Below are 25309 nucleotides of genomic sequence, written 5' to 3'. Positions count from 1 at the left end.
GGTGGGCCCTAGGCTTGACGCATGCGCTTGGCCACCTGGAACGTCAACTCCATCCGCACCCGTGTCACCCGCACCGTCGAGTTCGCCGTCCGTGAGGACATCGACGTGCTGGCGATGCAGGAGATCAAGTGCAAACCCGAGCAGTTCCCCTACGGGCCGTTCGAAGAAGCCGGCTACCACGTCGAGGTGCACGGCCTGAATCAGTGGAACGGCGTCGCGATCGCGAGCAGGCTGCCGATCACCGACGTGCGCACGGCTTTCGACGGCATGCCGGGGTTCGCCAAGGGGCACGAGGGGCCGGATGCTCCGCTCGAGGCGCGCGCACTGGGCGTGCTCGTCGACGGCGTGCGCGTGTGGAGCCTCTACGTGCCGAACGGACGATCGCTCGACGACCCGCACTACGCCTACAAGCTGCACTGGCTCGAGGCTCTCAAGCAGTCGACCGCGGCAGAGCTGGCGGCGAACCCCGATCTGCCGCTCGCCCTGGTCGGCGACTTCAACATCATCCCGTTCGACGCCGACAACGGCGACCCCGACATCGTCGAGGGTGTCTCGACGCACGTCTCGCCGCAGGAGCGCGAGGCCTTCTTCGCGTTCGGCGAGGCGGGAGTCACCGACGTCGTGCGCCCGCTGCTTCCTGAGGGCTACACGTACTGGGACTACCAGCGTCTGAAGTTCCCCCGCAACGAGGGCATCCGCATCGATTTCATCCTCGGCTCGAAGACGCTGGCAGAGGCGGTCACCGGCGCATCCATCCACCGCGAAGAGCGCAAGGGCGAGCAGCCCAGCGATCATGTTCCCGTGGTCGCCGAGTTCGATCTGGGCGGCGCCGCCGAAGACGACGACGACCTGCCGATGATCTTCTCCTGACCCTTCGACGACCTCAGGGACCCGACGACGTGACGCTCCGCCTGATCGCGACCGATCTCGACGGGACCCTGCTCGACTCCTCGTCGTCGGTCACCCGGCGCACCCGCGCGGCGCTCGACGCGGCGCGGGCACGCGGCATCCACATCGTTCCGGTGACGGCCCGTCAGCCGATCGGCTTGCGCGCGCTCGCGGGTGACGCGGGGTTCGACGGCTGGGCGCTGTGCAGCAACGGCGCCTATGCGACGCACCTCGTCGACGGACGGATGCTGTTCGCCGAAGAGCTTCCGGCAGAGACGATCCGCACCCTGGCCGAGGCGCTGCGCGCCAGCATCCCCGGGCTGCTGTTCGCGAGCGTGCGCGAGGGCGGAGAGACGTTCGTCGCCCAGCACGGCTACGCCGAGATCGCCGACCTCGCCGACCACAAGCGCGATCCGCGCACGATGGGCGGCGTCGAGCTCGATCACGTGCTCGCCGCGCCGAGCCTCAAGCTCGTGATCCGGCATCCGGAGCTCACCCCGACAGCGCTGTTCGACGCGCTGTGCGGGCTCGGGCTGACCGGCTTCGAGGCGACGCTCTCGGGCGCCCCGTTCCTCGAGGTCATGGCCGAGGGCGTCACAAAGGCCACGGGACTGGCTCGTCTCTGCGAGCACCTCGGGATCGAACGCCGCGACGTCATCGCCTTCGGCGACGCCCTCAATGACGTCGAGATGCTGCGCTGGGCCGGCCACGGCGTCGCGATGGCCGGTGCAGACGATGTCGTGCAGGACGCCGCAGACGAGACCGCCGCATCGAACGACGACGACGGGGTGGCGAGGGTGATCGAGCGGATGCTCGGGATCGACTGACGGTCTCCTGCCGCCGCTTCACCCCTCGAACGTCCCGACCTCCGGCACCCGATCCGTTCGTCCGTAGCGCAGCAGCATCACGCCACTGTCGTCGACGACCGGCGGCTCGAGCAGCCGCAGCACCGACGGCATCGCCCCGTCGTCGAAGACCTTCTTGCCCGTGCCGAGCAGGATCGGATACACCCACAGGTTGAGCTCGTCGAACAGCCCCCCGGCGAGCAGCGAGTGCACGAAGTCGATGCTGCCGATCACATGCACCTGGTCATGCTGTGCTCTCAGTTCGGCGATCTCGGCGGCGAGATCGTCTCCGACGCGATGACTGTTCTGCCACGCGAGTGCGATGTCGGCGTTCCGCGACGCGACATACTTCGGCACCCGGTCGAAGAGCCTGCCGATCTCCCCCGACGGGCCGTCGGTGTGATGCGGCCAGTACGACGCGAAGATGTCATACGTGCGGCGGCCGAGCAGCAGCGCGTCGAGCCCCTGCATCCCCTGCGAGACGGTCTCCCCCATGCCCGACGACGGATACCCCGCCTGCCAGCCGCTGAATTCGAACCCCCGGACGGATCCTCGTCGGTGCCGCCCGGGCCCTGCGCGACGCCGTCGAGGGTCATGAAGAGGTCGATCAGAAGGCGTCCGGTCATGGAGTGCTCCCCCTCAGGCAGGGTCGCCGGGCTCCGCGAGGTACGCGTCGGGACCCTGCTCGGCCGCCGCCGGATCCATGTACAGGAACTCGAGCACGTTGCCGTCTGGATCCTCGAGGTCGCGGGAGTACATGAAGCCGTAGTCCTGCGGTTCCTTCGGCTCGGTGCCACCCGCGGCGAGCCCTGCGGCGAGCACGGCATCCACCTCGTCGCGCGAGTCGCGGCTGATCGCGACGAGAACCTGAGCCCCCTCCTTCGGGTCCACGATTGCCTTGTCGGTGAACGTCGAGAAGTACTCGCGGGTGAGCACCATGAAGAAGACGTCGTCGCTCCACACGACGCAGGCGGCGTTCTCATCGGTGAACATCGGATTGATCTCGCAGCCGAGGGCCGTATAGAACGCCTTCGACCGCTCGAGATCGCGCGTGGGCAGATTCACGAAGATCTTGGTCACGATGACTCCTCTGTCGATGCCGTCGCAAGCATGCCCGCGAAAGATCCTCGGCCCGTCAAGACTTCCCACACATCCGGGACGGCACGATCCCCCGCACGGGGGATGCCGCCGCATCCGTGCCGGCTCTACGGTGGGGGGATGCCTGCAGTGCCGTTCACCCGCATCCCCAGCGTCCGCGAGAAGCGGGGTGATCTCGTGCTCGCTGCGGTGATGTTCGTCGGGGCTGTCCTGAGCGCGGCGCTCTCGACGGTGGCCGAGATCTACGGCGACACCAGGGCGGAGCCGTGGACCGCATTGGTCTACGCGGTGGCGGTCACGGCACCCCTCGCCGTGCGTCGACGCTGGCCCGCCCAGGTAGCCATCGCCATCTCCGTGGCGTACTTCCTCGCGATCTCGTTCCAGGTGCCCGAGATCTACGTCGGCAACATCGCCATGTTCGTCTCGCTGTACACGGTCGGCGCGTGGATGAACAACCGCAGAGCAGCGATGATCGTGCGCGTCTCGATCATCGTCGGCATGTTCGTGTGGCTGATCATCACGATGTACCGGCAGGCGATCGAAGAGGCCGACAAGGCTGAGGTGGCAGCCGGGCTCCTCTCGCCCTACCTCGCCTTCATGCTCATCCAGCTGCTGCTGAACGTGCTGTACTTCGGCGGCGCCTACTACTTCGGCGAGCGCTCGTGGCACGCCGCACAGGAGCGTGCGGTGCTCGAGCAGCGCACGGTGGAGCTCGAGCAGGAGCGCGAGGTGACGGCGGCACTGGCCGTGGCTCTCGACCGCGTGCGCATCGCCCGCGAGCTGCATGACGTGGTCGCCCACCATGTGTCGGTGATGGGCGTGCAGGCGGGCGCCGCTCGTCTCGTGATCGATCAGGATCCCGCGAAGTCCAAGAGCATCCTCACCGGGATCGAGGCCTCGGCCCGCGACGCGATCCACGAACTGCGCCAGCTGCTCGAGACCCTCCGCACGCCCGGCGGCGAGACCACGGATGCCGCATCGACGGTGACGCTCGACGACATCCGCTCGCTCGTCGAGGCGTCGACGGAGGCGGGGCTGCCCACGCACTATGTCGTTGTCGGTGAACCGGTGCCCGTGCCCTCGGTCGTGGCCGTGAACCTGTACCGCATCGCCCAGGAGTCGCTCACGAACGCCCGTCGCCACGCCGGCGTCGGCGCCACCGCCGATGTGCGCGTGCGCTACGACGACGCCGGTGTCGAGATCGAGATCGTCAACACCGGCCGCGCCGTGGCTGCACTTCGCCCCGGGTTGGGCCAACTCGGCATGCGCGAGCGTGCAGCGGCATCCGGGGGCACGCTCGACATCGCTCCGCGTCCCTCGGGAGGTCTGCGCGTGCGGGCTCGCGTTCCGCTGACCGGCACCGGCGGCGCGCAGACCGAGCCGGCAGGGTCAGCAGGGCCAGCCGAGCCGCTGATCGAGACGGGCACCCCCTCGTGAGCCAGACCACTGCGCCGATCCGAGTCCTGCTCGTCGACGATCACGCGATGCTGCGCGCCGGATTCCGGACGATCCTCGACACGCAGCCCGACATCACGGTGGTCGGCGAGGCCGCCACGGGCACCGAGGCGGTGGCGCAGGCATCGGCTCTTCGCCCGGACGTCATCACGATGGACGTGCAGATGCCCGACATGGACGGGGTCGAAGCCACCCGACGGATCGTCGCAGACCCGCAGGTCGGTGCGGCCATCGCGATCGTGACGACCTTCGATCGCGACGACTACCTCTATCAGGCGTTGGACGCCGGAGCGAGCGGCTTTCTGCTCAAGAACGCCGGCGCGGAGGATCTCATCGCGGCGGTTCGCGCTCTCGCGGCGGGCGACGGGATGCTGGCGCCCGAGGTCACGCGCCGGGTGCTGGCGCGGTTCACCACAGCGTCCACCACAGCGTCCACCACGGCATCCACGCCGACCTCCACCCCGACGCCGTCGCGGGTCGACGCGACCGTGCTCGCCGACCCGCTCACCGAGCGCGAGGCCGAGGTGCTGGTGCTGCTGGCCGACGCCCGCAGCAACGCCGAGATCGCCGGCGCCCTGTTCATCGGAGAGGCCACCGTGAAGACCCACGTCTCGCGGATCCTGCAGAAGCTCGGCGCGCGAGACCGCGTACAGGCCGTCGTACTGGCGCACCGCATGGGACTCACGTAACGCCGGCCCCGATACCCTCGGATCCATGACCACCGCCGCACCGCTCTCCCGTCCGATCCTGGCCGGGGTGGTCACCGCACTGGTCGGATTCACGAGTTCGTTCGCCGTCGTGCTCACGGGCCTCGGCGCCGTGGGTGCCACGCCCGCGCAGGCGGCCAGCGGGCTGCTCGCCGTCAGCCTCACGATGGGCCTCGCCTGCATCGTGCTCGCCTGGCGGTATCGGATGCCGATCACCGTCGCCTGGTCGACGCCGGGCGCCGCGCTGCTCGCCGCGACCGGAGTGGTCGACGGCGGATGGTCGGCCGCCGTCGGCGCTTTCCTGGTCGCGGCCGCGCTGATTCTGTTCACCGCACTCTGGCCGGCGCTCGGCGCGCTGATCGCCCGCATCCCCCCGTCGATCGCGCAGGCGATGCTCGCCGGGGTGCTTCTGCCCCTGTGCCTCGCGCCGATCACCGGACTCGTGGCGAACCCGTGGGGCGTGGTTCCCGTCGTGCTGACGTGGCTGGTCTTCGCACGCCTCGCGCCGCGGTGGGCCGTGCCGCTCGCCTTCGTCGCCGCAGCGGTGGTGGTGGCCGTCTCGCTGGTGCAGGAGCGCTCGGCAGTCGACGCCGGGCTTCTCGCGCCCCGGATCGAGCTCACCGCCCCGACCTTCACGGTCGGAACTCTCGTCGGTCTGGCGCTGCCCCTGTTCATCGTCACGATGGCTTCGCAGAACGTGCCGGGCATCGCCATCATGCGTAGCTTCGGCTACGAGGTGCCCTGGCGCCCTGCGATGCTCGTGACGGGTGTCGGAACGGCGCTCGGCGCGACGGCCGGCGGCCATGCCATCAACCTCGCAGCGATCAGCGCCGCCCTCGCCGCCTCACCCGACGCCGACCCCGATCCGAAGCGGCGCTGGGTCGCCGGCGTCTCGACCGGGGTCTCGTACCTGGTGCTGGGCGGCTTCTCGGCGGCCTTCGCCACGCTCGTGCTCCTGGCTCCCGAGGCGGTGATCCCCGCGGTGGCAGGGCTCGCGCTGTTCGCCGCCTTCGGGTCTTCCGTGCAGCAGGCGATCGACGACCCCGGCGAGCGCATCCCGGCGGTCGTGACCTTCCTGGTCGCGGCATCCGGCGTCGCGGTGCTGGGAGTCAGCGCCGCCTTCTGGGCTCTCGTCGCGGGCCTCGTCGTGCGCACGGTGCTGCATGCCGGTCGTCGCTGACACCGGTCGCGCGTCGACATCGACGGCGCCGACACCGCACGCAGCGCCCTCGGCTACCGTGGACGCGTGACAGTTCCCACGCCTGCTCCTGCGCCGTCGGCCGGCGCGCCAGCCGGATTCTTCGACGCACGCGCACTGCTCGACCCGGTGAACCCCGCCGAGGTCGACGCCTTCGCACGATCGCAGCGCGCGGCCAACCCCACCCCGGCCGGCCGGATCATCGCCTGGGTGGTCGCGGGGTTCGCCCTGCTGTGCGTCGTGCCGGTGATCGGGATCATGATCCTGGGTCTGGGCTATGCGATCGGACGCGAGACGGGGGTGGCGGTCGCCGCGCTCATCGGACTGGTGCTGCTCGCGGGCCTCGTCGTCGGCATCGTGATGCTCGTGCGCCGCAGCATCCGCCTGCGCAATCTCACCCGGTTCCGCCTCGCTCGCTTCGCCGGGGCGAACGCGATGAGCTACATCGAGAGGATCGACGACCCGCCGCTGCCCGGCATGATCTTCTCATCGGGGTCGAGCCGGATGTCGACCGATGTGCTGCGCGGCGCCGAACCGCGCTTCGTCGAGTTCGGCAACTACCAGTACACGACCAGCAACGGCAAGCAGTCGACGACCCATCGCTGGGGATACGTCGCCGTCAAGCTCGACGTACCGCTGCCGAACATCGTGCTCGACGCGCTCGGCAACAACACCCTCGGCAGCACCCTCGCGGCCGCGTTCAGAAGCGACCAGCGGCTCTCGCTCGAGGGCGACTTCGACCGATACTTCTCGCTGTACTGCCCGGCCGGGTACGAGGTCGACGCTCTGTATCTGTTCACCCCCGACGTCATGGCACGGTTCATCGACCACGCGGCGCAGCTCGACGTCGAGATCGTCGACGACTGGCTCTTCCTCTACGCACGTCGCAACGTGTCGACGCTCGACCCCGCGACCTGGGCATGGCTCTTCGGCGCGGTCGGGGCGCTGCTCACCAAGCTCGACCAGTGGGCGCGCTGGCGCGACGATCGGCTGCGTCTCGCCGCCCAGCATCCGCCCCTCCCGGCGTACGGATCCCCGTCTCCGGCCCCTGCCGGAGCACCCGCCCTGCCGTTCGCCGCTCCGACGGGGATGCTGACCCCTCCGCCCATCGGCGTCGCCCCGCCCGGGCAGCGCCTCAAGCGACGCAGCCCCTGGCTGATCGTCGGGATCATCCTGGGGGTCACGTTCGTCGTGACGATGGCGCCTTTCGCGCTCGGCATCTTCTCGGTGCTGTTCCTGCGCTGAGCGCGTCGCTCTCCCCCGCGCGCTTCCCCGCTCTCCCCCGCACGGCTGACGACTGCCCATGCGGCGCACTCGCAGATCCCCCGCACAGATCCGCCACAGGGGGGATGCCGAGGCCGAGCACCTCGCCATAGCGTGAGGGCATGACCACAGGAAAGCTCGTACTCATCGGCATCACCAAGAGCTACGGCTCGCGGCGCGTGCTCGACGACGTCTCGTTCGAGGTGTCCCCCGGGCGCCTCACCGGGTTCGTCGGCGGCAACGGCGCCGGCAAGACCACGACCATGCGCATCGTCCTCGGGCTGCTCGGGTCCGACGGCGGACGCGTCGAACTCGACGGCGTCGCCCTGACCAGCGCAGACCGCCGCCTCTTCGGCTACATGCCCGAGGAGCGTGGCCTGTATCCGAAGATGAAGGTGCTCGAGCAGATCGTGTACCTCGCCCGGCTGCACGGGATGAGCAAGACGGATGCCGCGACACGCGCGACCGCCCTGCTCACCGAGCTCGGACTCGAGGAGCGCCTGAACGACACGATCGAGTCGCTGTCGCTGGGCAACCAGCAGCGTGCGCAGATCGCGGCAGCCCTCGTGCACGACCCCGAGGTGCTGATCCTCGACGAGCCGTTCTCGGGTCTCGACCCGCTCGCGGTCGATGTGGTCGCGTCCGTGCTGCAGGCGAGCGCCGCCAAGGGCGCGTCGATCCTGTTCTCATCGCACCAGCTCGATGTGGTCGAGCGGCTCTGCGACGACCTCGTGATCCTCGCCGGTGGCACGATCCGTGCGTCCGGCTCCCGTGACGGGCTGCGGGCACAGCACGCCGGCAATCGATACGAGCTGATCTCCGCAGGGGATGCCGGATGGCTGCGCGCCGAGCCCGGCGTCACGGTGGTCGACTTCGAGGGCGGCTACGCCCTGTTCGACGCGGACGACGCCGACACCGCCCAGCGCGTCCTGCGCACCGCCGTCGAACGCGGTGATGTCGCCAGCTTCGCGCCCAAGCATCCGTCCCTCGCCCAGATCTTCAAGGAGGTCATCCAGTGAGCACCTCGCACACCACCGGCTCGCCGTCGCAGGCATCGCTGATCTGGCTCGTCGCCGAGCGCGAGATCGGATCGAAGCTGCGCAGCAAGGCCTTTCTGATCTCCACCGGCATCCTGCTGATCCTCGCCCTCGCCGCCATCGTGATCGGCGGCTTCGCGAGCAAGGACACCGATGCGATGCCCGTGGCCGTCACCTCGGAGACGGCATCCGCAGTGTCTGCCCTTCCCGATATCGAGATCACCGAGGTGGCGGATGAGGCCGCAGCCGAAGAGCTCGTGCGCTCGGAGAAGGTCGATGCCGCGGTCGTCCCCGGCGAGGGCCCGACCGGTGTCACGATCGTCGCTCTCAAGGACGCGCCGACCGGTCTCGTGTCTGCGCTCTCACAGGCGCCGGACGTCGAGATCCTCGAACCGGCGACGACGAACCCGCTGCTGCGGTACTTCATCGCGATCGCGTTCGGCGCCGTCTTCATGGGCGCCGCGGCGACCTTCGGCGGCACGATCGCGCAGAGTGTGGTCGAAGAGAAGCAGACCCGCGTCGTCGAGATCCTGCTGTCGACCATCTCGGCGCGCACCCTGCTCGCCGGCAAGGTGATCGGCAACACGATCCTCGCGATGGGGCAGATCCTGGCGCTGGCGGCGGTCGCGACGATAGGACTCATAGCGACCGGTCAACGCGAGGTGCTGTCTACTCTCGGCGCCCCCATCATCTGGTTCGCCGTGTTCTTCCTGTTCGGGTTCATCCTGCTCGCTGCACTGTTCGCCGCCGCCGCATCGATGGTCTCGCGCCAGGAGGACATCGGCTCGACCACGACCCCGATCACGATGCTGATCATGGCGCCGTACATCCTGGTGATCTTCTTCAACGACAACCCGCTGGTGCTGACGATCATGTCGTACGTGCCGTTCTCGGCTCCGGTCGGCATGCCGATGCGACTGTTCGTGGGCGAAGCGCAGTGGTGGGAGCCCCTGCTCAGCCTCGTGATCCTGCTCGCCAGCTGCGTCGCGGCGATCATGATCGGCGCGAAGATCTACGAGAACTCGCTGCTCCGCATGGGCAGCCGGGTCAAGCTGGGCGAGGCGCTGCGCGGCTGATCACAGCCCCGCGTCCCTGACGCCCACTCCGACGACGAGGCTCCACCCGGCAGACATCTGCAGGGTGGGGCCTCGTCGTTCAGATGATCAGGCCCAGGGTCAGATCAGGCCGTCCGACAGGGTGGTGGGGTTGCCGAACCGGTGGTTGGTGATCGACACGGCCTGCTCGTGCAGGAACGGCAGCATCTCGACGCGTCCGGCACCCGTGACGGCGTGCGACCAGACGGCGACATCCGGAGTCCCGCCGAGCGCCTCGAACAGCGCAGACGCGTCGCCGCCGACGAGGCGCACGCGCTGCCAGCTGTGCTCGGCCTTCGCCGCGACCTTCGCATAGCGCTTGACCCAGGCGGCGTCGCTCTCGATCTTCGGAGTCACGCCCTGGGCGCGCAGCGCCTTCTCGACCCGCGAGGGCAGAGCGGACGCCGACACCGTGAACGGGCTGCCGCTGCGCAGGGCCGCGGCGATCACTCGGATGCCGTCGGCGAGCGGTGCGTCCTCGGCGACGCGCACGTCGACGGCGACCGGGCGGTACCGGAACACGTTGCGCTCGACGCCGAGACCCGACTTGTCGCTCACGGCACCGAACTCGTCGACCCAGGCGCGCTCGTCGGAGGCGGCCGCACGGTGCAGCCACTCGATCTCGACGGCGCCGAGGTCGGAGCCGGCCGCACTGAGCACCGCCTCGACCGAGGGGTTCACCGCAGCCCCGGGCGCCGCGGCGGGGAGCTCGGCCGGAGTCCACTCGCCGAGACCGAACAGGTAGTTCGGGCCACCGGCCTTGGCGCCGGCGCCGACCGCCGACCGCTTCCAGCCGCCGAACGGCTGGCGCTGCACGATCGCACCGGTGATCCCGCGGTTGACGTAGAGGTTGCCGGCTTCGACCTGGTCGAGCCAGGTGGCGACCTCGTCGGAGTCGAGCGAGTGGATGCCGGCGGTGAGGCCGTAGTCCACCGCGTTCTGCAGGCGGATCGCCTCGTCGAGGTCCTTGGCGTGCATGATGCCGAGCACGGGTCCGAAGAACTCCGTCAGGTGCGTGGTCGACCCCGGAGCGACGCCGATCTTGACACCCGGTGTCCACTGCCTGCCCTCGTCGTCGAGCTTCTTCGGCTCGACGAGCCAGCGCTCGCCCCGCTCGAGGGTCGTCAGGGCGGTGAGCAGCTTGCCGTTCGCCGGCTCGATGATCGGGCCCATCTGCGTGGCCGGGTCGTCGGGCAGACCGACGCGCATCGACGTGACCGCGTCGACGAGCTGGCGCTCGAACCGCTGTGAGTCGGCGACCGAGCCGACGAGGATCGCGAGGGATGCCGCGGAGCACTTCTGCCCCGCGTGTCCGAAGGCGCTTCGGGCGACGTCGGCGGCGGCGAGGTCGAGGTCGGCCGACGGCGTGACGATGATCGCGTTCTTGCCGCTGGTCTCGGCGAGCAGCGGCAGGTCGGAGCGGAACGAGCGGAACAGCTGCGCCGTCTCGTATGCACCGGTGAGGATCACGCGGTCGACCTCGGGGCTGGCGACGAGGCGGGTGCCGAGGTCGCGGTTCGCGAGATCGACCAGTGCGAGCAGATCGCGCGGAACGCCTGCAGCCCACAGCGCCTCGACCATGACCGCGCCGCAGCGCTGCGTCAACTTGGCCGGCTTGATGATCACGCCCGATCCGGAGGCGAGACCCGCGAGCACACCACCGGCGGGGATCGCGACCGGGAAGTTCCACGGCGGGGTGACGACGGTCACCTTCGACGGCACGAACTCGGCGCCCGAGATGTTCTCGAGGTCGAGGGCGCGCTCGGCGTAGTAGTGCGCGAAGTCGATCGCCTCCGAGACTTCGGGGTCGGCCTCGGCGATGGTCTTGCCCGCCTCGTGCGCCATGATCTCGATCAGCTGTCCGCGGCGCGCGGCGAGCTCGTCGCCCGCGCGGTGCAGCACGGCGGCGCGCTCCGCGGCCGGAAGCGCCGCCCATCGAGCGGCGGCGGCGGATGCGGAGGCGAAGATCCCGTCGAGCTCGTCGGTCGTCTCGACCTTGGCCAGCGCGATCGAGTCCAGACCCAGCGTCGAATCGACCGAGCGCTGCAGGATCTCGCGACCCCAGGTGCGGTTCACGGCGATCGCCGGGTCGCTGTCGGGCTGGTTCTCGAAGCCGGTGGTCGCGACCTCACCCGCACCGGCGGCCGCCTCGGCTGCGCGGTCCTGCACGCGGTTCGACAAGGGCACCGAACGGTCGGCCTCGAGGCCGGCGAGCGAGCGCTCGAAACGCTCGCGCTCACGGCTGAGCAGCGCCGGGTCGGAGGCCAGCTCGAACACGGCCGACATGAAGTTCTCCGGGCTGGCGTTCTCTTCGAGGCGACGCACGAGGTACGCGATGGCCACGTCGAACTCGGCCGGGTTCACCACGGGCGTGTAGAGCAGCAGCTGGCCGACGTCCTTGCGGACGGCCTCCGCCTGGCCCGTCGCCATGCCGAGGAGCATCTCGTATTCGACGGCATCCGTCACTCCGCGCGCCTGCGCGAGCAGCCACGTGTAGGCGATGTCGAAGAGGTTGTGCCCGGCGACACCGATGCGCACGGCATCCAGTCGCTCCGGCGTCATCGACCAGTCGAGCACCCGCTTGTAGTTCGTGTCGGAGTCCTGCTTGGTGCCGTAGGTGGCCAGCGGCCAGCCGTGCACCTTCGAGTCGACCTCTTCCATCGCCAGGTTCGCACCCTTGACGACGCGCACCTTGATCGGTGCCCCGCCCTTCGCACGCCGAGCGGCGGCCCACTCCTGCAGCTGCTGCATCGCACCGAGCGCATCGGGCAGATAGGCCTGCAGCACGATTCCGGCCTCGAGGTTCTCGAGCCCCGGCTGGTCGAGGATGCTGGTGAACGCCGCGATCGTCAGGTCGAGGTCGCGGAACTCCTCCATGTCGAGGTTGATGAACTTGGTCTTGCCTGCGGCCTCCGACGTCGCGGCGAGCTCATAGAGCGGCTTGAGCTTCTCGACCACGTCGGCGACGGCCTCGTCGAACGACCACATCGACAGCTGGCTCACGACGCTCGACACCTTGATCGACACGTAGTCGACGTCCTTGCGGGCGAGGAAGTCGTAGGTGCCCTGCAGGCGACGGCCGGCCTCGCGCTCACCGAGCACGGCCTCGCCGAGGAGGTTGAGGTTGAGGCGGTTTCCGGTCTTGCGCAGCTTCGCGATCGCGGGGCCGAGCTTCGACGGGGTCGCGTCGAGCACGAGGTGCCCGACCATGGCGCGCAGCACGCGGCGCGAGATCGGCACCACGACGCCGGGGAGCTTCGGCGCCCAGAACCCGCCCGTCTTGATGGCGGCCCGCAGGTATCCGGGCAGCAGCGTCGGGGTGATCGCCGAGAGGTCGGCGAGCGCGCGTCCGGCGACGCTGAGGTCTTCCGGACGCATCACGCCGTCGACGAAACCGACCGTGAACGCGAGCCCGTTCGGGTCCTTGAGCACCTCAGACAGTCGCTGGGCGGCGGGCTCGACCGGGTGGGTCTCGCTCTCGGTGAGCCAGCGCTGCACGAGGGCGGCGACCTCTTCGGTGCGGGGTGCGGCGCCGCGGGGGGTGGCGTCGGGGGTGGTGGTGTCGGCGGCGACAGTCATCGGGGTACCTTCCAGGGGGATCGCACACCCGGGTACGTGTGCGGCTCGATCATTCTCAGGCGCGCGAGTAGGCTACGTCTATCAACCGATTCGTGAGCATTCTGTTCAGCCAGAGTGAACGATGACGACCCTGTGGAAAGGGAGCGGATGCTCGACGTCAACCGACTGCGGATGCTGGTCGAACTGTCCCGTCGAGGCACCCTCTCAGCCGTGGCCGACGCCCTCTCGTACAGCAAGGCCTCGGTGTCTCAGCAGCTGAGCGCGCTCGAACGGGACGTCGGAGTTCCGCTGCTCCGCCGCGTCGGACGCGGGGTGCAGTTCACCCCGCAGGGCAACGTGCTCGTGGCGGAGGCCGTCGGCATCCTCGATCAGCTCGAGCACGCCGAGGTCGCCGTCGCCGAATCGCTGACCGAGGTGACCGGCACGGTGCACATCGCCGTCTTCCAGTCCACGGCGCACTCCCTGCTGCCCGGCGCGCTCAACACGCTGCGCGAGCAGCATCCGGCCCTCCGCGTCGAGGTCACCGAGAGCGACCCCGAGACCGGGCTCGTGGGCGTCTCGAGCCGAGACTTCGACCTGATCCTCGCCGAGCAGTATCCCGGACGCACCCGCCCGATCCATGCCGACCTCGACCGGGTGGTGCTCGTGCACGACTCGATCGCGCTGGCCCGGCGCCCCGGAACACCCGAGACCGCGGATCCCACAGCTGCGGATGCCACAGCGGCCCTGTGGTCGACGAGCGACGAGCCGTGGGTGCTCGAGCCGGCGGGCACGGCGTCACGAGCCTGGGCCGAGCAACTGTGCCGCACCGCCGGCTTCGAGCCCGATGTGCGCTTCGAGGTGGCCGACCTCACGGCGCACGTGCGGCTGATCCGTGCAGGACTCGCGGTCGGCCTGCTGCCCGAGCTCGTGTGGGCCGGCGAGGCGCCCACTGTCGCGCTGACGCCTCTGCCGGATGAGCCGCGTCGGGAGATCTTTTCCTCCGCCCGCCGGGTGTCGGCCGCGGCCCCGTCGATCCGCGCGGTGCGCCGCGCGCTGGCATCCGCCGCCTCCCGCAACCTGCTGGACTGAGCCGCCTGCCCGTCGCCGGCATTCAGCCCCGGGCAACCGAACACCATCGGGAATATGCGTTCACATGCATCTGTTGAGGTCGTCGTACGCGGACGAAGGAGTCCGATCGACTCCTTTCCGAAAGGCACCTCCGTGAGCACTCCCGTGATCGACCGCACCGCCCCCACCGAGCACCCCGTGCTCGACGTCCTCGCCGGACGCTGGAGCCCCCGCGCCTATGACGCGGAGAACGCGATCGACGACGCCAAGCTGAACGCCGCCCTCGAGGCCGCGCGCTGGTCTCCGTCGGCCTACAACCTGCAGCCGTGGCGGTTCGTCGTGGCTCGGCGCGGCACCGCGCTGTTCGACCAGGTCGTCGACTCCCTCGTCGAGTTCAACCAGCTCTGGGCCTCGAAGGCCTCTGCTCTCGTCGTCGCGATCGCCGAGACCGAGTCCGAAGACGGCAAGGCCATCAGCCACGCGGTCTACGACCTCGGCCAGGCCGTGGCGCACTTCTCGGTGCAGGCACATCACGAGGGTCTGCTCGTTCACCAGATGAGCGGCTTCGACCCCGAGGCCGTCCGCGAGTTCGCCGACCTGTCGCCGCGGTTCTCCGCCATCACCGTGATCGCCGTCGGCGAGCTCGGCGACGCCTCGGGTCTTCCCGAGGGTCTCCAGCAGGGCGAGACCGCACCGCGCGTCCGCCGCCCGATCGGCGAGACGGTGATCCTCAGCGCCTGACGCTGCGCCTGACGCAGCAGTCGCTCCCGTCCGGGAGCACACAAGAGGGGCGGATGCCATGGCATCCGTCCCTCTTGTCGCACCCGGCTCTAGTCGTCGAGCAGCTCGGCCTCGATCACCTCGTCGTCGTCACCGGACCCGAGGTCGGGCTCGGGCTCGGGCGACGTGGACGTGAGCACGAGACCCGCGCCGTCGACCGCGACATCGACCCTCACCAGATCGCCGTCATGCACGCCGCCCGACAGCAGAGCGGTGGCGAGCTTGTTCTGCACCTCGGTCTGGATGAGACGTCGCAGCGGACGAGCGCCGAACATCGGATCGTAGCCGCGTTCGGCGAGCCACGACCGGGCGTCGGGTGTGACCGCCAGGGTGAGCCGACGATCGCGCAGCCGGTCGTGCAGCTGATCGATCGACAGCTCGACGATCTGGGCGAGGTCGTCTTGGCTGAGTGCCGAGAACATCACGATGTCGTCGAGACGGTTGAGAAACTCGGGCCGGAAGGCCTGGTGCACGAGAGCCATCACCTGTTCGCGCTTCTCATCGGGCGACAGCGTCGGGTCGATGAGGATCGGCGAACCGAGGTTCGAGGTCAGGATCAGGATGACGTTCGTGAAGTCGACCGTCCGCCCCTGACCGTCGGTGAGACGACCGTCGTCGAGAACCTGCAGCAGCACGTCGAACACCTCGGGGTGCGCCTTCTCGACCTCGTCGAGCAGCACGACGCTGTACGGACGCCGCCGCACGGCCTCGGTCAGCTGACCGCCCTGCTCGTAGCCGACGTATCCGGGAGGGGCGCCGACGAGCCTCGAGACGGAGTGCTTCTCGCCGTACTCCGACATGTCGATGCGCACCATGGCGCGCTCGTCATCGAAGAGGAAGTCGGCAAGGGCCTTCGCGAGCTCGGTCTTTCCGACGCCGGTGGGCCCCAGGAACAGGAACGATCCGGTCGGGCGACCGGGGTCGCTGATGCCCGCCCGCGAACGACGGACTGCGTCGGACACCGCCTTGACGGCATCCTTCTGCCCGATGAGGCGCTTGCCGAGCTCGGATTCGAGGTGCAGCAGGCGCTCGCTCTCGCCCTGCAGCAGCCGACCGACGGGGATGCCGGTCCACGCGGCGATCACGGCGGCGATGTCTTCATCCGTGACCTGCTCGTTGACCATGCGCCCCTCGGTCGACACCGCGGCCTCGGCCTGCTCGGCCTCGGCGATGTCGCGTTCGAGGCGCTTGATGGTCTCGTATTCGAGCTTCGAGGCACGGGTGTAGTCGGCCTCGCGCATCGCGAGGTCGCGCTGCGTGATCGCGTCGTCGAGCTGCTTCTTGAGATCGCCGACCCGGTTCAGTCCCTGGCGCTCGCGCGCCCAGCGGGCTTCGAGCTCGGCCAGCTGCGCCTCCATGCCGACGAGCTGCTCACGGAGAGCCGCGAGCCGCTCTTTCGACGCGGCATCCTTCTCGCGCTTGAGAGCGAGCTCCTCGAGCTTCATGCGGTCGACCTGGCGTTTGAGCTGGTCGATCTCGACGGGAGACGAGTCGATCTCCATCTTGAGCCGCGACATCGACTCGTCGATCAGGTCGATCGCCTTGTCGGGCAGCTGCCGCGCGGGCAGGTAGCGGTTCGACAGAGCCGCCGCGGCGACCAGAGCGCTGTCGGCGATCGTCACCCCGTGGTGCGCCTCATAGCGCCCCTTGAGTCCGCGCAGGATCGCGATCGTGTCTTCCACCGTGGGCTCGCCGACGTAGACCTGCTGGAAGCGGCGCTCGAGAGCGGCATCCTTCTCGATGAACTCGCGGTACTCGTTGAGGGTCGTCGCGCCGATCAGACGCAGCTCACCCCTGGCGAGCATCGGCTTGAGCATGTTCGAGGCGGCCACCGAGCCTTCGCCGCCGCCCGCGCCCATCAGCACGTGCAGCTCGTCGATGAAGGTGATGATCTGTCCGTCGGACTCGGTGATCTCCTTGAGCACGCTCTTCAGCCGCTCCTCGAACTGCCCGCGGTACATCGCCCCCGCGACGAGGGCCGAGATGTCGAGCGACACCAGCTCTTTGTCCTTGAGCGACTCGGCGACGTCGCCGGCGACGATGCGCTGCGCCAGACCTTCGACGACCGCCGTCTTGCCGACGCCGGGCTCCCCGATCAGCACGGGGTTGTTCTTCGTTCGACGGGTGAGAACCTGGCTGACGCGCCGGATCTCGCTGTCGCGCCCGATCACCGGGTCGAGTTTTCCCTGGCGGGCGCGGTCGGTGAGGTTGATCCCGAACTGCTCGAGGGCGGACTGCTGGTCGTCGTTCTGCGTGCTCTGTGGGCTGGGCATGGGTTCCTCCTGGGGAGACTCCTTCTGATCACTGTCTTGTTGTCATGGTCCGCAAAGTTGAGTGGACGTGACTCAAGTTTAGCGCATACTGCGCACGGCATCCAGGATCGCTCGTGCGACCGCGTGCTTAGAGCCTGACGCGGATGACACGACGGCGCCACCCCCTCCTACGATCTCGACCGCGTTGTCACGCTTCTCGAACCCATGCTCGGCATTCGCGAGATTGACGGCGAGCAGGTCGACGCCCTTGCGCTCGCGCTTGCGGCGAGCGCGAGCGCGGCGTTCCGCAGGATCCTCCGAGGTCTCGGCGGCGAAGGCGACGATCGTCTGCCCCTCCGGGGCTCGGCCATCGGCGCGGGATGCGGCCAGGGCGGCGACCACGTCTTCGTTCTCGACCAGATCGACATGCGTCAGCACGCCCTGCTCCTTCGTGAGCTTGTGCTCCGACACGGTCGCGGGGCGATAGTCGGCGACCGCGGCGGCCATGATCACGATGTCGGCCGCCGGCGCCGCCTGCTTCATCGCATCGGCGAGCTCTGACGCGGTTCCGACCGGGACGACCCGGATGGACGGATGCCGCGCATCGGCGAGCACATCGGTCGAGACGTTCGCGGCGACCAGCGTCACATCCGCCCCCCTCGCGGCCGCATCCGCGGCGAGCGCGATGCCCTGCCGACCGCTCGATCGGTTGCCGAGGAAGCGCACGGGGTCGATCGGCTCACGCGTGCCGCCAGCCGAGACGACGACCTGAAGCCCCTCGAGGTCGCGCGGCGCGAGCAGGGCGAGGGCGGCCTCGAAGATCTGCTCCGGTTCCGACATGCGCCCGGGTCCGCTGTCGCCGCCGGCGAGCTCGCCATCGGCCGGCCCGACGAGATGCGCTCCGCGGGATCTCAGCGTCGCGATGTTGGCCTGCGTGGCGGCATTGCGCCACATCTCGGCGTGCATCGCGGGCGCGAGCAGCACCGGCGCCTCGGTGGCGAGCAGCGTGGTGCCGAGCAGATCGTCGGCGATGCCCGCGGTGATCTTCGCGATCGAGTTGGCCGTCGCGGGGGCGACGACCACGAGGTCGGCCCCCTGGCCCAGCGCGACGTGCCGCACGCGGGCCACGTCGTCGTGCACACTGGTCGTGACCGGATGCCGGCTGAGCGCCTCCCAGGTCGGGGCGCCGACGAATCGGAGCGCGTCCTCGGTCGGGACGACGGTCACATCGTGTCCCGCCTTGGTCAGCAGACGCACCAGGTGCACTGTCTTGTATGCGGCGATGCCACCCGTAACCCCGACGACGATGTTCACGGTTCGATTCTGCCCCAGCATCCGTCGCCGCGGGCCCGAGGCTGCTCGACCCGCTTCTAGACTGAATCCCGTGTGCACCGTGGTGATCGATGTGGCCGGCCCCGAGACCGCGCGACTGCTCGCGGTGCGAGACGAAGACCCGCAGCGCGAGTGGGATGCCCTCGGCGAATGGTGGCCCGACGCGTATCCCGGGGTCTCCGGCATCCGTGACCGGCGAGCAGGCGGCGCCTGGCTCGCGGTGAACCCCGTCGAGCGCCGCCTCGCAGTGCTGCTCAACCGCGCCGATGTGGTCGACCTCGCCGCCGACGTCGCCGTGTCGCGCGGTTCGCTCGCCCTGGAGTCGGTCCTGGGCCGCTCGCCGGTCGCTCCGCTGCCCATGCACGGTTTCAACCTGCTCGAGGTGCGACCGGAGGGGGCGCGCGTGCTGAGCTGGGACGGCGCGGAGCTGCGCGAGACATCGCTCGTGGACGGCATCCACATGATCGCGCACGACGACCTCGATGACCTCGGCACTCCGCGCATCGCGGCCTGGCTGCCCGAGTTCCGCGCTCTGGGCGCGACCGGCGACAGCCTCGACTGGGCAGGCGAGTGGACGACACTGCTCGCCACTTCTGCTCGACTCGACCCAGAGGACGATCGGGCGATCATCCGCGACAACCGTCCGCATGGCTTTCCGACGCAGTCGCTGCTGTACTGCACCGCTTCGGTGACGTCTGACGGGGTCGACGTGGACTATCGCGCACTCCCGAGCCCCGGACACTGGGACCACTGAGAGCAGCACGCTTCACGGCGCTCCTCGGCGCTGTAGCTCATCGGCGGGCTGTTCGCCGGGCGGCTGACCGGTCAGGCCGCCGACGACTCCGCGTCATCCGCACACGAGAAGCGCGCGCGGTAGGCCGTCGGGGTGGTGCCGAGCACCCGCGAGAAGTTCTGCCGCAGCACAGCCGCCGATCCGAAGCCGCACTCGTCGGCGATCTGCTCGAGTGACAGATCGCTGCGCTCGAGCATCCGCTGGGCGTGCAGCACACGCTGTCGAGCGAGCCAGGCCGCAGGAGTCGCACCGTACTCGGCCTTGAACCGGCGCGCGAAGGTGCGGGGAGACATGAGAGCACGGGCCGCGAGCTGTTCGACCCCCAGGTCGTCGCGCAGGTGCCCCACTGCCCAATCCGCGACGGCGGCGAGCGAGTCGTTCCGGGCGACGGGGATGGGGCGGTCGATGAACTGCGCCTGGCCGCCGTCACGCTGGGGCGGCACGACCATGCGTCGGGCGATGCGATTGGTGAGCTCGGCCCCGAGCTCGATGCGCAGCAGGTGCAGGCAGGCGTCGATGCCGGCCGCCGTGCCCGCGCTCGTGATGATCCGGTCGTCCTGCACGAAGAGCACGTCGGGGTCGATCTCGATCTCGGGATACATCTCGGCCATCACCTCGGAGTACATCCAGTGCGTGGTCGCGCGACGCCCGTCGAGCACGCCCGCGGCACCGAGGATGAACGACCCGCTGCAGATGGTCAGCACCCAGGCGCCCCGCGCCACCGCGTGCCGCGCGACGTCGAGGAGCAGGGGATCGATCTCGCCCCAGTATTCACGAGGCACCGGGCAGAACACGACGAGGTCTGCCTCGTACGCGAACGACAGGTCATGCTCGACGTTGATCGAGAAGCCCAGCTTCGACGTCACCACGCCGGGATGGGGCGCGAGAACCCGGAAGTCGAAGTTCGGCACGCCGTCATTCGACCGGTCGAGGCCGAACGCCTCGCACGCGAGGCCGAACTCGAACGGCGCGAATCCGTCTTGCACGATGCAGGCGACCGTCTTCATCATGACTCTCTCCCGGGTTGGCAGTTTTCCTACGAGCAGAGTCTATTCCGCCACTCGTGGCAGATCAAGGGTGATCGTAGCGTTTCTGCCATGATCCTCATCATCGCACTCATGGCCCTCGCCGCGTGGGCTCTCGTCGCCACCGTCATCGAACTCCGCCGCGACGGACATCGACGCGTGCCCACCGACTGGACACGCGTCGCCGAAAGAGACGCCCTCGACGGCACGGAGGTCGGGCACTCCTATCGGTGACCCGAAGCAGGCGACCTCCCCCATCCGGCGGCGCACGCGGCTACGCTCGTGAGCATGAGCGAGCCTCAGCAGCCTCCCGCACAGCCATACGGAACGCCCCCGAACTACGCGGGCTCGCATCATCCGGCACAACCGCCGCAGCCGCCGCAGCCGCCGCAGCCGCCGCAGCCCTCACAGCCGTACACCGGCGAGCCCTACGGGCAGGCGTACGCAGCCCAGCCATATCCGGCGCAGCCGTACCCGGAGCGACAGCGTCCGACCCCCTCGGGGAGCCCAGGACTCGGTCGTATCGCCTTCGTCCTCGCCGTGATCTCGCTCGGGATCGGACTCCTCATCACGCTGTCATATCCGCTGATGTACCGGATGATGGGCGACCCCTCGGCCGTCGGAGCGTTCGGAGCGGTCGGCAACGGGCTCGTGCTGGTCATCGCGGTCGCGGGGCTCGTCCTCGGTCTGATGTCGGTGCGGCGACCGGGCTCGCAGATCCTCGCGGGCATCGCGATCGGCGTCACCGCGTCGCAGCTCGTCGCGATCGTCATCTCGTGGGTGTCGAATCTCCTCTACGCGTTCTCCTTCTGATCATCCGGAGAATCGATGAGCGAGCAGCAGCCCTACACGCAACCCGGCCAGCCCAACGGAGTCGCGGCGCCCCCGTACGGGCCGGGAGCGGGCGCACCGCGCTCGGCAGGCCTCGGCCGCACGGCATTGATCGTCGGCGTGAGCGCCGGGGCGATCGGGCTGCTCTGGCAGCTCGTCACCCCGTTCCTGTACGCGAGCGTCGGCTTCGGTGTCGTCGACCTGCTGTCGAACCTCGTGAACCTGGTCGTGGTGGCAGGCGCAGGCGCCGGCCTGCTGCTCGGACTCATCGCGCTTCGGCGCCCGGCGCCTCACCTGCTCGCGGCAATCGCCATCGGCGTGGGCGGCGGCACCGTCATCGGCACCCTCGTCGCCTGGGTGTCGAACGTGTTCTACTACCTCGGGTTCTGAGCCCGAAGATCAGCCCGCGAGCACACGCTCGTAGACCTCGATCATCGCAGCGGTGCGCGACGACTGCCGGAATGACTCCGAGACTTCGCGCATCGGCTGGGGGGCGATTCCGGTGGCGATGTCGGATGCCGCGCGGCGCAGCGTCTCGACAAGACCCGCCTTCCGCTGTTCCTCGGTGCCGGCGGCTCCGGGAACGGCCCACAGTCCGCCACCGAGCTCTGCCGCGATGTCCGGGTCGCTGATCACCGACGGCGTGCCGAGAGTGGCCGCTTCGAACGGGGTCATGCCCTGCGTCTCGAAGCCGATCGAGGTCTGCACGAGTGCATCGGCGGCGGCGATGCGAGCGAGGGTGTCGGCGTAGCTGAGCCTGCCGGCGAAACTCACGTTCGACAGGCCCGAGACGATCTTCTCGGCGGCGGCGCGCTGCGCACCACCGCCGATGATCTCGAGGTCGGCGTCGACTCCCGACTCGACGAAGGCCTCGAGGAACGGCAGCAGGCGCTTCTCGGGGCTCATGCGTCCGAGCCAGACGAAGCGGGGGCGCCCCGGCGCGCGTTCGGTCGGAGCGGCGGCGAGTGTCGCCTCGCGGATGTCGTCGTCGATGCCGTTCCACACCACGTCGACGGGACTGAAGACTCCGTGCTCTTCGAGGCGACGCGCGAAATGCGTGGAGGGCGCGGTCACAGCCGACGACCCGCTCGCGATGCCCCGGAGAAAGGCCCATCCGTCACTCCCCGACGCCTGCTCGCCCGCGCCCCGCAGCGCGCGACGGCGCCACAGGTTCAACGCTCGGAGCACCGGTCCGTGCAGCGGTGTGACAGCGGCGATCCCGACATCGACGCGGTTGTGCAGCGTGTGGACGACGGGGATGCCGTGGCGAGCCGCATACCGATGACCGATGAAGGCACCCCAGAAGTCGGCCTGCACATGCACCAGGTCGACCGGCGGGCGGTGCGTCATCGCACGGTCGAGCTCGCGGTCGGTGGCACGTCCGGGCCAGCTCATCGAGTACTCACGGTCGGCGGTGATCGGCACGGAAGGCAGATCGACACTCGATGGGTCGGCGATGCGAGGGGCGCGCGCCCCGTGCATCTTCGGCGCGACGACGGTGACCGTGTGTCCGGCCCGCTCGAGGAACTCGCGCTGCAGCCGCATAGACACCTGGGCCCCGCCGAGGGAGTCCAGGTGCTGATCGCCGAAGAAGACGATATGCATGACGCGCGCCGTCACTCGGGAAGCGGCTCGTCGCGGTACAGCGCCTCGAATGTGTCGAGCGTGCGGTTGATGTCGTGGATCGCGACGCCGTCGAGCGATGCCTGCTGCATGCGCGCGTATTCGCTCGGCGATGCGGTGAGCACGTCGGTCAGTCGCGCGGCGAGGGCATCCGCGTTGCCGGGCTCGAACAGGTAGCCGTTCTCGCCGTCGTGCACGAGATGCGGCAGAGCGACGGCATCCGCCGCGACGATCGGCAGCGCCGAGGCCATGGCCTCCATCGTCGCGATCGACTGCAGCTCGGCGATCGAGGCGATCGTGAACACCGAGGCGCGCGACAGCAGCGCACGCAGCTGCTCATCCGTCGTGCGGCCGTGGAAGGTGACGCGGTCGGTGAGTCCCAGCTGACCCGTGAGGTTCTCGAGCTGCTTGCGCTGGTCGCCGCCGCCGACGATGTCGAAGGTCGCATCGAGCGCCGGGTCGAGCTTCGTCATCGCCTCGAGGATCACCTCGACCTGCTTCTCGGCGGTCAGGCGTCCGACGAAGATGATGCGGTTCTTGTCGCGAGGAGCGATCACCGGCGTGTACTGCGTGCGGTCGATGCCGCAGCTGACCGGGATGACGCCCTGAACCTCGACCGTGCGCTCGAGGAAGTCAGCCGCGCGACGCGTCGGCGTGGTGATCGCGCGCGTCAGGGCGAAGGTGCGCTTCGCGTCTCCCCATGCCCAGCGCAGCACGAGGTCATCGACGAACTTGGGCATGGTCGTGTGGTCGAGGATGTTCTCGGCCATCACGTGGTTGGTGGCGATCACCGGTATGCCGCGCTCGTGCGCGATACGCGAGAGACCACGACCGATCACGATGTGCGACTGGATGTGCACGACGTCGGGCTGCACGGTGTCGAAGATCTTGCGGGCGTAGTGCTTCACGCGCCACGGCCAGACGAAGCGCAGCCAGTCGTGGGGCGCCCAGCGCACAGACGGCAGCCGGTGCAGGGTCATCGGCTCTCCCTCGATCACCTCGGTGCGCGGTGCGGCCCGCCGGTAAGCCTGGTTCGGTGCGACGACGTGCACGTCATGACCCCGCTGCACGAGACCGGCGGCGAGGCGCTCGGCGAAGCGGGCGGCGCCGTTGATGTCTGGCCAGAAGGTGTCGCATCCGATCAGGATGCGAAGCGGACGCTGCCCGGAGTCGGGGGCGACGTCGGGAGCACTCGTCGGATCGGAGGTAGAGGAGGACATTCTGCCTTACGGTACGGCGGTCAAAGAGCCCGATCGGGCGCTGGCCACTCTACCCGAGGGGCCTGATCCGACCGCCGAGGCATACCGGCATCCCTCAGCCTCACCCCCTAGCGTGGAGCCATGCGACTGACTGCCGACGCCGACCCCCGACTGTGGATCCCCGTCACCGATTCGCTCGGCTGGAAGGGGCGTCGGCACCGCAAGGCAGCGATACGGATGCTGCTGGGGCAGGTGAACTCTGCGATCGGCGTCACCGAACGCCCGGGTTCGAGGATCGGCGCGTGGGCGATGAGCCAGGCGGCGCCGATGCTGATGCGCCGGGCGGACGGTCGTGTGCTCGTCTGGACCTGGAAGGCGGATCCTGAGCTGGTCGTCGCGATGGCCACCGTGCAGGCGTTGACCCCGCAGGTGCGGGTCGCTCGGGCGTCGATGCCGATGGACTACGACGACACCCAGTCGTTCTCGAGCCGCTGGCTGGGCACGGGAGAGAAGCTCGTGGTGGCGATGCCGCCGTCGCCCGCGTCACCGCCTTTCGCCACCTACACCTGGGACACCGGCACGCATCTGGTGACGCTGACCGCGATGTGCAGCGACCGCGAACGCTTCGGCACTCTCGACGGCGCTCTCGACGACCTGGCGCGCAGCATCCGCGTCGTCGACGAAGTCGCGGGAGGCGAATCACCTGAGGTGCTGAGGCTCGACCCGGCGTGATATCCGCGTGATCGCGCGTCGTTGCCACCCGGGCGCGTGTCGGCCCCACCGGGCTGCGCGTCGGTCCCATCCAGGCGTGCGCGTCGGTCCCATCCAGGCGTGCTCAGACGCGAAGCGGGGTGCGCGGAACCCGACCGGGTGCCGGCAGGCTGAGTCTGGGTGTGTGCCATCGCTGTGCGGGGTCCCACCATGCCGGTCCGCGCACCTGCGGGAGCCCGTCATGCATCCGGATCTCCCACCCCGAGGTGCCGAGGGATCGGTGATGCCACCAGCACAACGGCACACCGTTGTCCGTGTGCGTCGGGCCGCCCCGTGCGTGTTCGGTGACGTGGTGGATCTCGCACCACGACGCCGGGACGTGGCATCCGGGGATCAGGCACTCCTTGTCACGAGCGATGATCGCCCGCCGCTGATGCACGGTGAACACCCGATCCGTCGTCGTGATCCCGACGATCCGACCCTCATCCATGAGCACCCGCTGGATCGCTCCCGAGCACGCGACCTGCGCCGCGACCGAGACGGGCACGT

At 69.3% G+C, this 25309-nt stretch carries 24 protein-coding genes; 15 read left to right on the top strand and 9 right to left on the bottom strand.

The window, feature by feature from the left end:
* Nucleotides 1-21 precede the first annotated feature (21 nt).
* Both QMA07_RS16610 and QMA07_RS16605 read left to right on the top strand, forming a co-directional pair.
* Nucleotides 22-870, top strand: a complete 849-nt coding sequence (locus QMA07_RS16610) for an exodeoxyribonuclease III (protein WP_290163897.1) — start codon at nucleotides 22-24, stop codon at nucleotides 868-870.
* 29 nt (nucleotides 871-899) lie between these two features.
* On the top strand, nucleotides 900-1715 hold the full coding sequence (locus QMA07_RS16605; protein ID WP_290163895.1) for an HAD family hydrolase: 816 nt from the start codon (nucleotides 900-902) through the stop codon (nucleotides 1713-1715).
* An 18-nt stretch (nucleotides 1716-1733) separates the two neighbouring features.
* On the opposite strand, the gene QMA07_RS16600 is transcribed toward QMA07_RS16605, so the two are convergent.
* A complete protein-coding gene (locus QMA07_RS16600; protein WP_356763474.1) occupies nucleotides 1734-2228 on the bottom strand; it encodes a dihydrofolate reductase family protein in 495 nt (164 codons plus the stop codon).
* A gap of 144 nt (nucleotides 2229-2372) precedes the next feature.
* Nucleotides 2373-2816, bottom strand: coding sequence for a VOC family protein (locus QMA07_RS16595; RefSeq protein WP_290163913.1), 444 nt, complete (start codon nucleotides 2814-2816; stop codon nucleotides 2373-2375).
* Nucleotides 2817-2951: 135 nt separating this feature from the next.
* Between QMA07_RS16595 and QMA07_RS16590 the strand changes: the two genes are divergently transcribed.
* The 6 genes from QMA07_RS16590 (at nucleotide 2952) to QMA07_RS16565 (ending at nucleotide 9567) form a co-directional block, all read left to right on the top strand.
* On the top strand, nucleotides 2952-4268 hold the full coding sequence (locus QMA07_RS16590; RefSeq protein WP_290163893.1) for a sensor histidine kinase: 1317 nt from the start codon (nucleotides 2952-2954) through the stop codon (nucleotides 4266-4268).
* A complete protein-coding gene (locus QMA07_RS16585; RefSeq protein ID WP_290163891.1) occupies nucleotides 4265-4975 on the top strand; it encodes a response regulator transcription factor in 711 nt (236 codons plus the stop codon). The genes QMA07_RS16590 and QMA07_RS16585 overlap by 4 nt, the downstream gene beginning before the upstream one ends.
* Before the next feature lie 25 nt (nucleotides 4976-5000).
* On the top strand, nucleotides 5001-6173 hold the full coding sequence (locus QMA07_RS16580; RefSeq protein ID WP_290163889.1) for a benzoate/H(+) symporter BenE family transporter: 1173 nt from the start codon (nucleotides 5001-5003) through the stop codon (nucleotides 6171-6173).
* Nucleotides 6174-6239: 66 nt separating this feature from the next.
* Entirely contained in the window at nucleotides 6240-7436 is a 1197-nt protein-coding gene (locus tag QMA07_RS16575) for a hypothetical protein (protein WP_290163887.1), read from the top strand.
* A 140-nt stretch (nucleotides 7437-7576) separates the two neighbouring features.
* Nucleotides 7577-8473 carry an ATP-binding cassette domain-containing protein gene (locus QMA07_RS16570; RefSeq protein WP_290163886.1) on the top strand — a complete coding sequence of 299 codons (897 nt, stop codon included), beginning with the start codon at nucleotides 7577-7579 and terminating at the stop codon, nucleotides 8471-8473.
* Nucleotides 8470-9567 (top strand): ABC transporter permease, encoded by a 1098-nt coding sequence (locus tag QMA07_RS16565; RefSeq protein WP_290163884.1) that lies wholly within the window; start codon nucleotides 8470-8472, stop codon nucleotides 9565-9567. The genes QMA07_RS16570 and QMA07_RS16565 overlap by 4 nt, the downstream gene beginning before the upstream one ends.
* Nucleotides 9568-9666: 99 nt before the next feature.
* Here QMA07_RS16565 and QMA07_RS16560 read toward each other — a convergent pair whose 3' ends face one another.
* A complete protein-coding gene (locus tag QMA07_RS16560; RefSeq protein WP_290163882.1) occupies nucleotides 9667-13164 on the bottom strand; it encodes a bifunctional proline dehydrogenase/L-glutamate gamma-semialdehyde dehydrogenase in 3498 nt (1165 codons plus the stop codon).
* 147 nt (nucleotides 13165-13311) lie between these two features.
* On the opposite strand from QMA07_RS16560, the gene QMA07_RS16555 reads away from it, so the two are divergent.
* Together QMA07_RS16555 and QMA07_RS16550 are read left to right on the top strand one after the other, a co-directional pair.
* Nucleotides 13312-14235, top strand: a complete 924-nt coding sequence (locus QMA07_RS16555; RefSeq protein WP_290163880.1) for a LysR substrate-binding domain-containing protein — start codon at nucleotides 13312-13314, stop codon at nucleotides 14233-14235.
* 132 nt (nucleotides 14236-14367) lie between these two features.
* Entirely contained in the window at nucleotides 14368-14955 is a 588-nt protein-coding gene (locus QMA07_RS16550) for a nitroreductase family protein (RefSeq protein ID WP_290163878.1), read from the top strand.
* 89 nt (nucleotides 14956-15044) lie between these two features.
* On the opposite strand, the gene QMA07_RS16545 is transcribed toward QMA07_RS16550, so the two are convergent.
* Both QMA07_RS16545 and coaBC read right to left on the bottom strand, forming a co-directional pair.
* The gene (locus tag QMA07_RS16545; protein ID WP_290163876.1) at nucleotides 15045-17267 is read right to left on the bottom strand and encodes an AAA family ATPase; all 2223 of its coding nucleotides are present in this window, start codon (nucleotides 17265-17267) and stop codon (nucleotides 15045-15047) included.
* Between the two features lie 78 nt (nucleotides 17268-17345).
* Entirely contained in the window at nucleotides 17346-18560 is a 1215-nt protein-coding gene (coaBC, locus tag QMA07_RS16540) for a bifunctional phosphopantothenoylcysteine decarboxylase/phosphopantothenate--cysteine ligase CoaBC (RefSeq protein WP_290163874.1), read from the bottom strand.
* Nucleotides 18561-18630: 70 nt separating this feature from the next.
* Between coaBC and QMA07_RS16535 the strand changes: the two genes are divergently transcribed.
* Complete coding sequence (locus tag QMA07_RS16535; RefSeq protein WP_290163872.1) at nucleotides 18631-19332, top strand: NRDE family protein; 702 nt, start codon at nucleotides 18631-18633, stop codon at nucleotides 19330-19332.
* A 71-nt stretch (nucleotides 19333-19403) separates the two neighbouring features.
* On the opposite strand, the gene QMA07_RS16530 is transcribed toward QMA07_RS16535, so the two are convergent.
* On the bottom strand, nucleotides 19404-20378 hold the full coding sequence (locus QMA07_RS16530) for a helix-turn-helix domain-containing protein (RefSeq protein WP_290163911.1): 975 nt from the start codon (nucleotides 20376-20378) through the stop codon (nucleotides 19404-19406).
* 90 nt (nucleotides 20379-20468) lie between these two features.
* Here QMA07_RS16530 and QMA07_RS16525 point away from each other — a divergent pair, with 90 nt between their 5' ends.
* From QMA07_RS16525 to QMA07_RS16515, 3 genes are read left to right on the top strand one after another with little or no spacing between them, the layout of a single operon-like run.
* A complete protein-coding gene (locus QMA07_RS16525; protein ID WP_290163870.1) occupies nucleotides 20469-20630 on the top strand; it encodes a hypothetical protein in 162 nt (53 codons plus the stop codon).
* A 54-nt stretch (nucleotides 20631-20684) separates the two neighbouring features.
* Nucleotides 20685-21209, top strand: a complete 525-nt coding sequence (locus tag QMA07_RS16520; RefSeq protein WP_290163868.1) for a hypothetical protein — start codon at nucleotides 20685-20687, stop codon at nucleotides 21207-21209.
* 15 nt (nucleotides 21210-21224) lie between these two features.
* Nucleotides 21225-21617, top strand: coding sequence for a hypothetical protein (locus QMA07_RS16515; protein ID WP_290163866.1), 393 nt, complete (start codon nucleotides 21225-21227; stop codon nucleotides 21615-21617).
* A 9-nt stretch (nucleotides 21618-21626) separates the two neighbouring features.
* On the opposite strand, the gene QMA07_RS16510 is transcribed toward QMA07_RS16515, so the two are convergent.
* Both QMA07_RS16510 and QMA07_RS16505 read right to left on the bottom strand, forming a co-directional pair.
* Nucleotides 21627-22832, bottom strand: coding sequence for a glycosyltransferase family 4 protein (locus tag QMA07_RS16510; RefSeq protein WP_290163863.1), 1206 nt, complete (start codon nucleotides 22830-22832; stop codon nucleotides 21627-21629).
* A gap of 11 nt (nucleotides 22833-22843) precedes the next feature.
* Nucleotides 22844-24070, bottom strand: a complete 1227-nt coding sequence (locus tag QMA07_RS16505; protein ID WP_290163860.1) for a glycosyltransferase — start codon at nucleotides 24068-24070, stop codon at nucleotides 22844-22846.
* A 120-nt stretch (nucleotides 24071-24190) separates the two neighbouring features.
* On the opposite strand from QMA07_RS16505, the gene QMA07_RS16500 reads away from it, so the two are divergent.
* Entirely contained in the window at nucleotides 24191-24781 is a 591-nt protein-coding gene (locus QMA07_RS16500; RefSeq protein WP_056374613.1) for a hypothetical protein, read from the top strand.
* A gap of 103 nt (nucleotides 24782-24884) precedes the next feature.
* On the opposite strand, the gene QMA07_RS16495 is transcribed toward QMA07_RS16500, so the two are convergent.
* Nucleotides 24885-25309, bottom strand: a 425-nt coding sequence (locus QMA07_RS16495; RefSeq protein ID WP_290163856.1) for an HNH endonuclease signature motif containing protein, incomplete at its 5' end; no start/stop codon positions are given.

The organism is Microbacterium sp. APC 3901 (assembly GCF_030407765.1).
Taxonomy (GTDB): Bacteria; Actinomycetota; Actinomycetes; order Actinomycetales; family Microbacteriaceae; genus Microbacterium.
The sequence above is the reverse complement of the archived record's forward strand: the minus strand, read 5'-3'. Positions and strand labels throughout refer to the sequence as shown.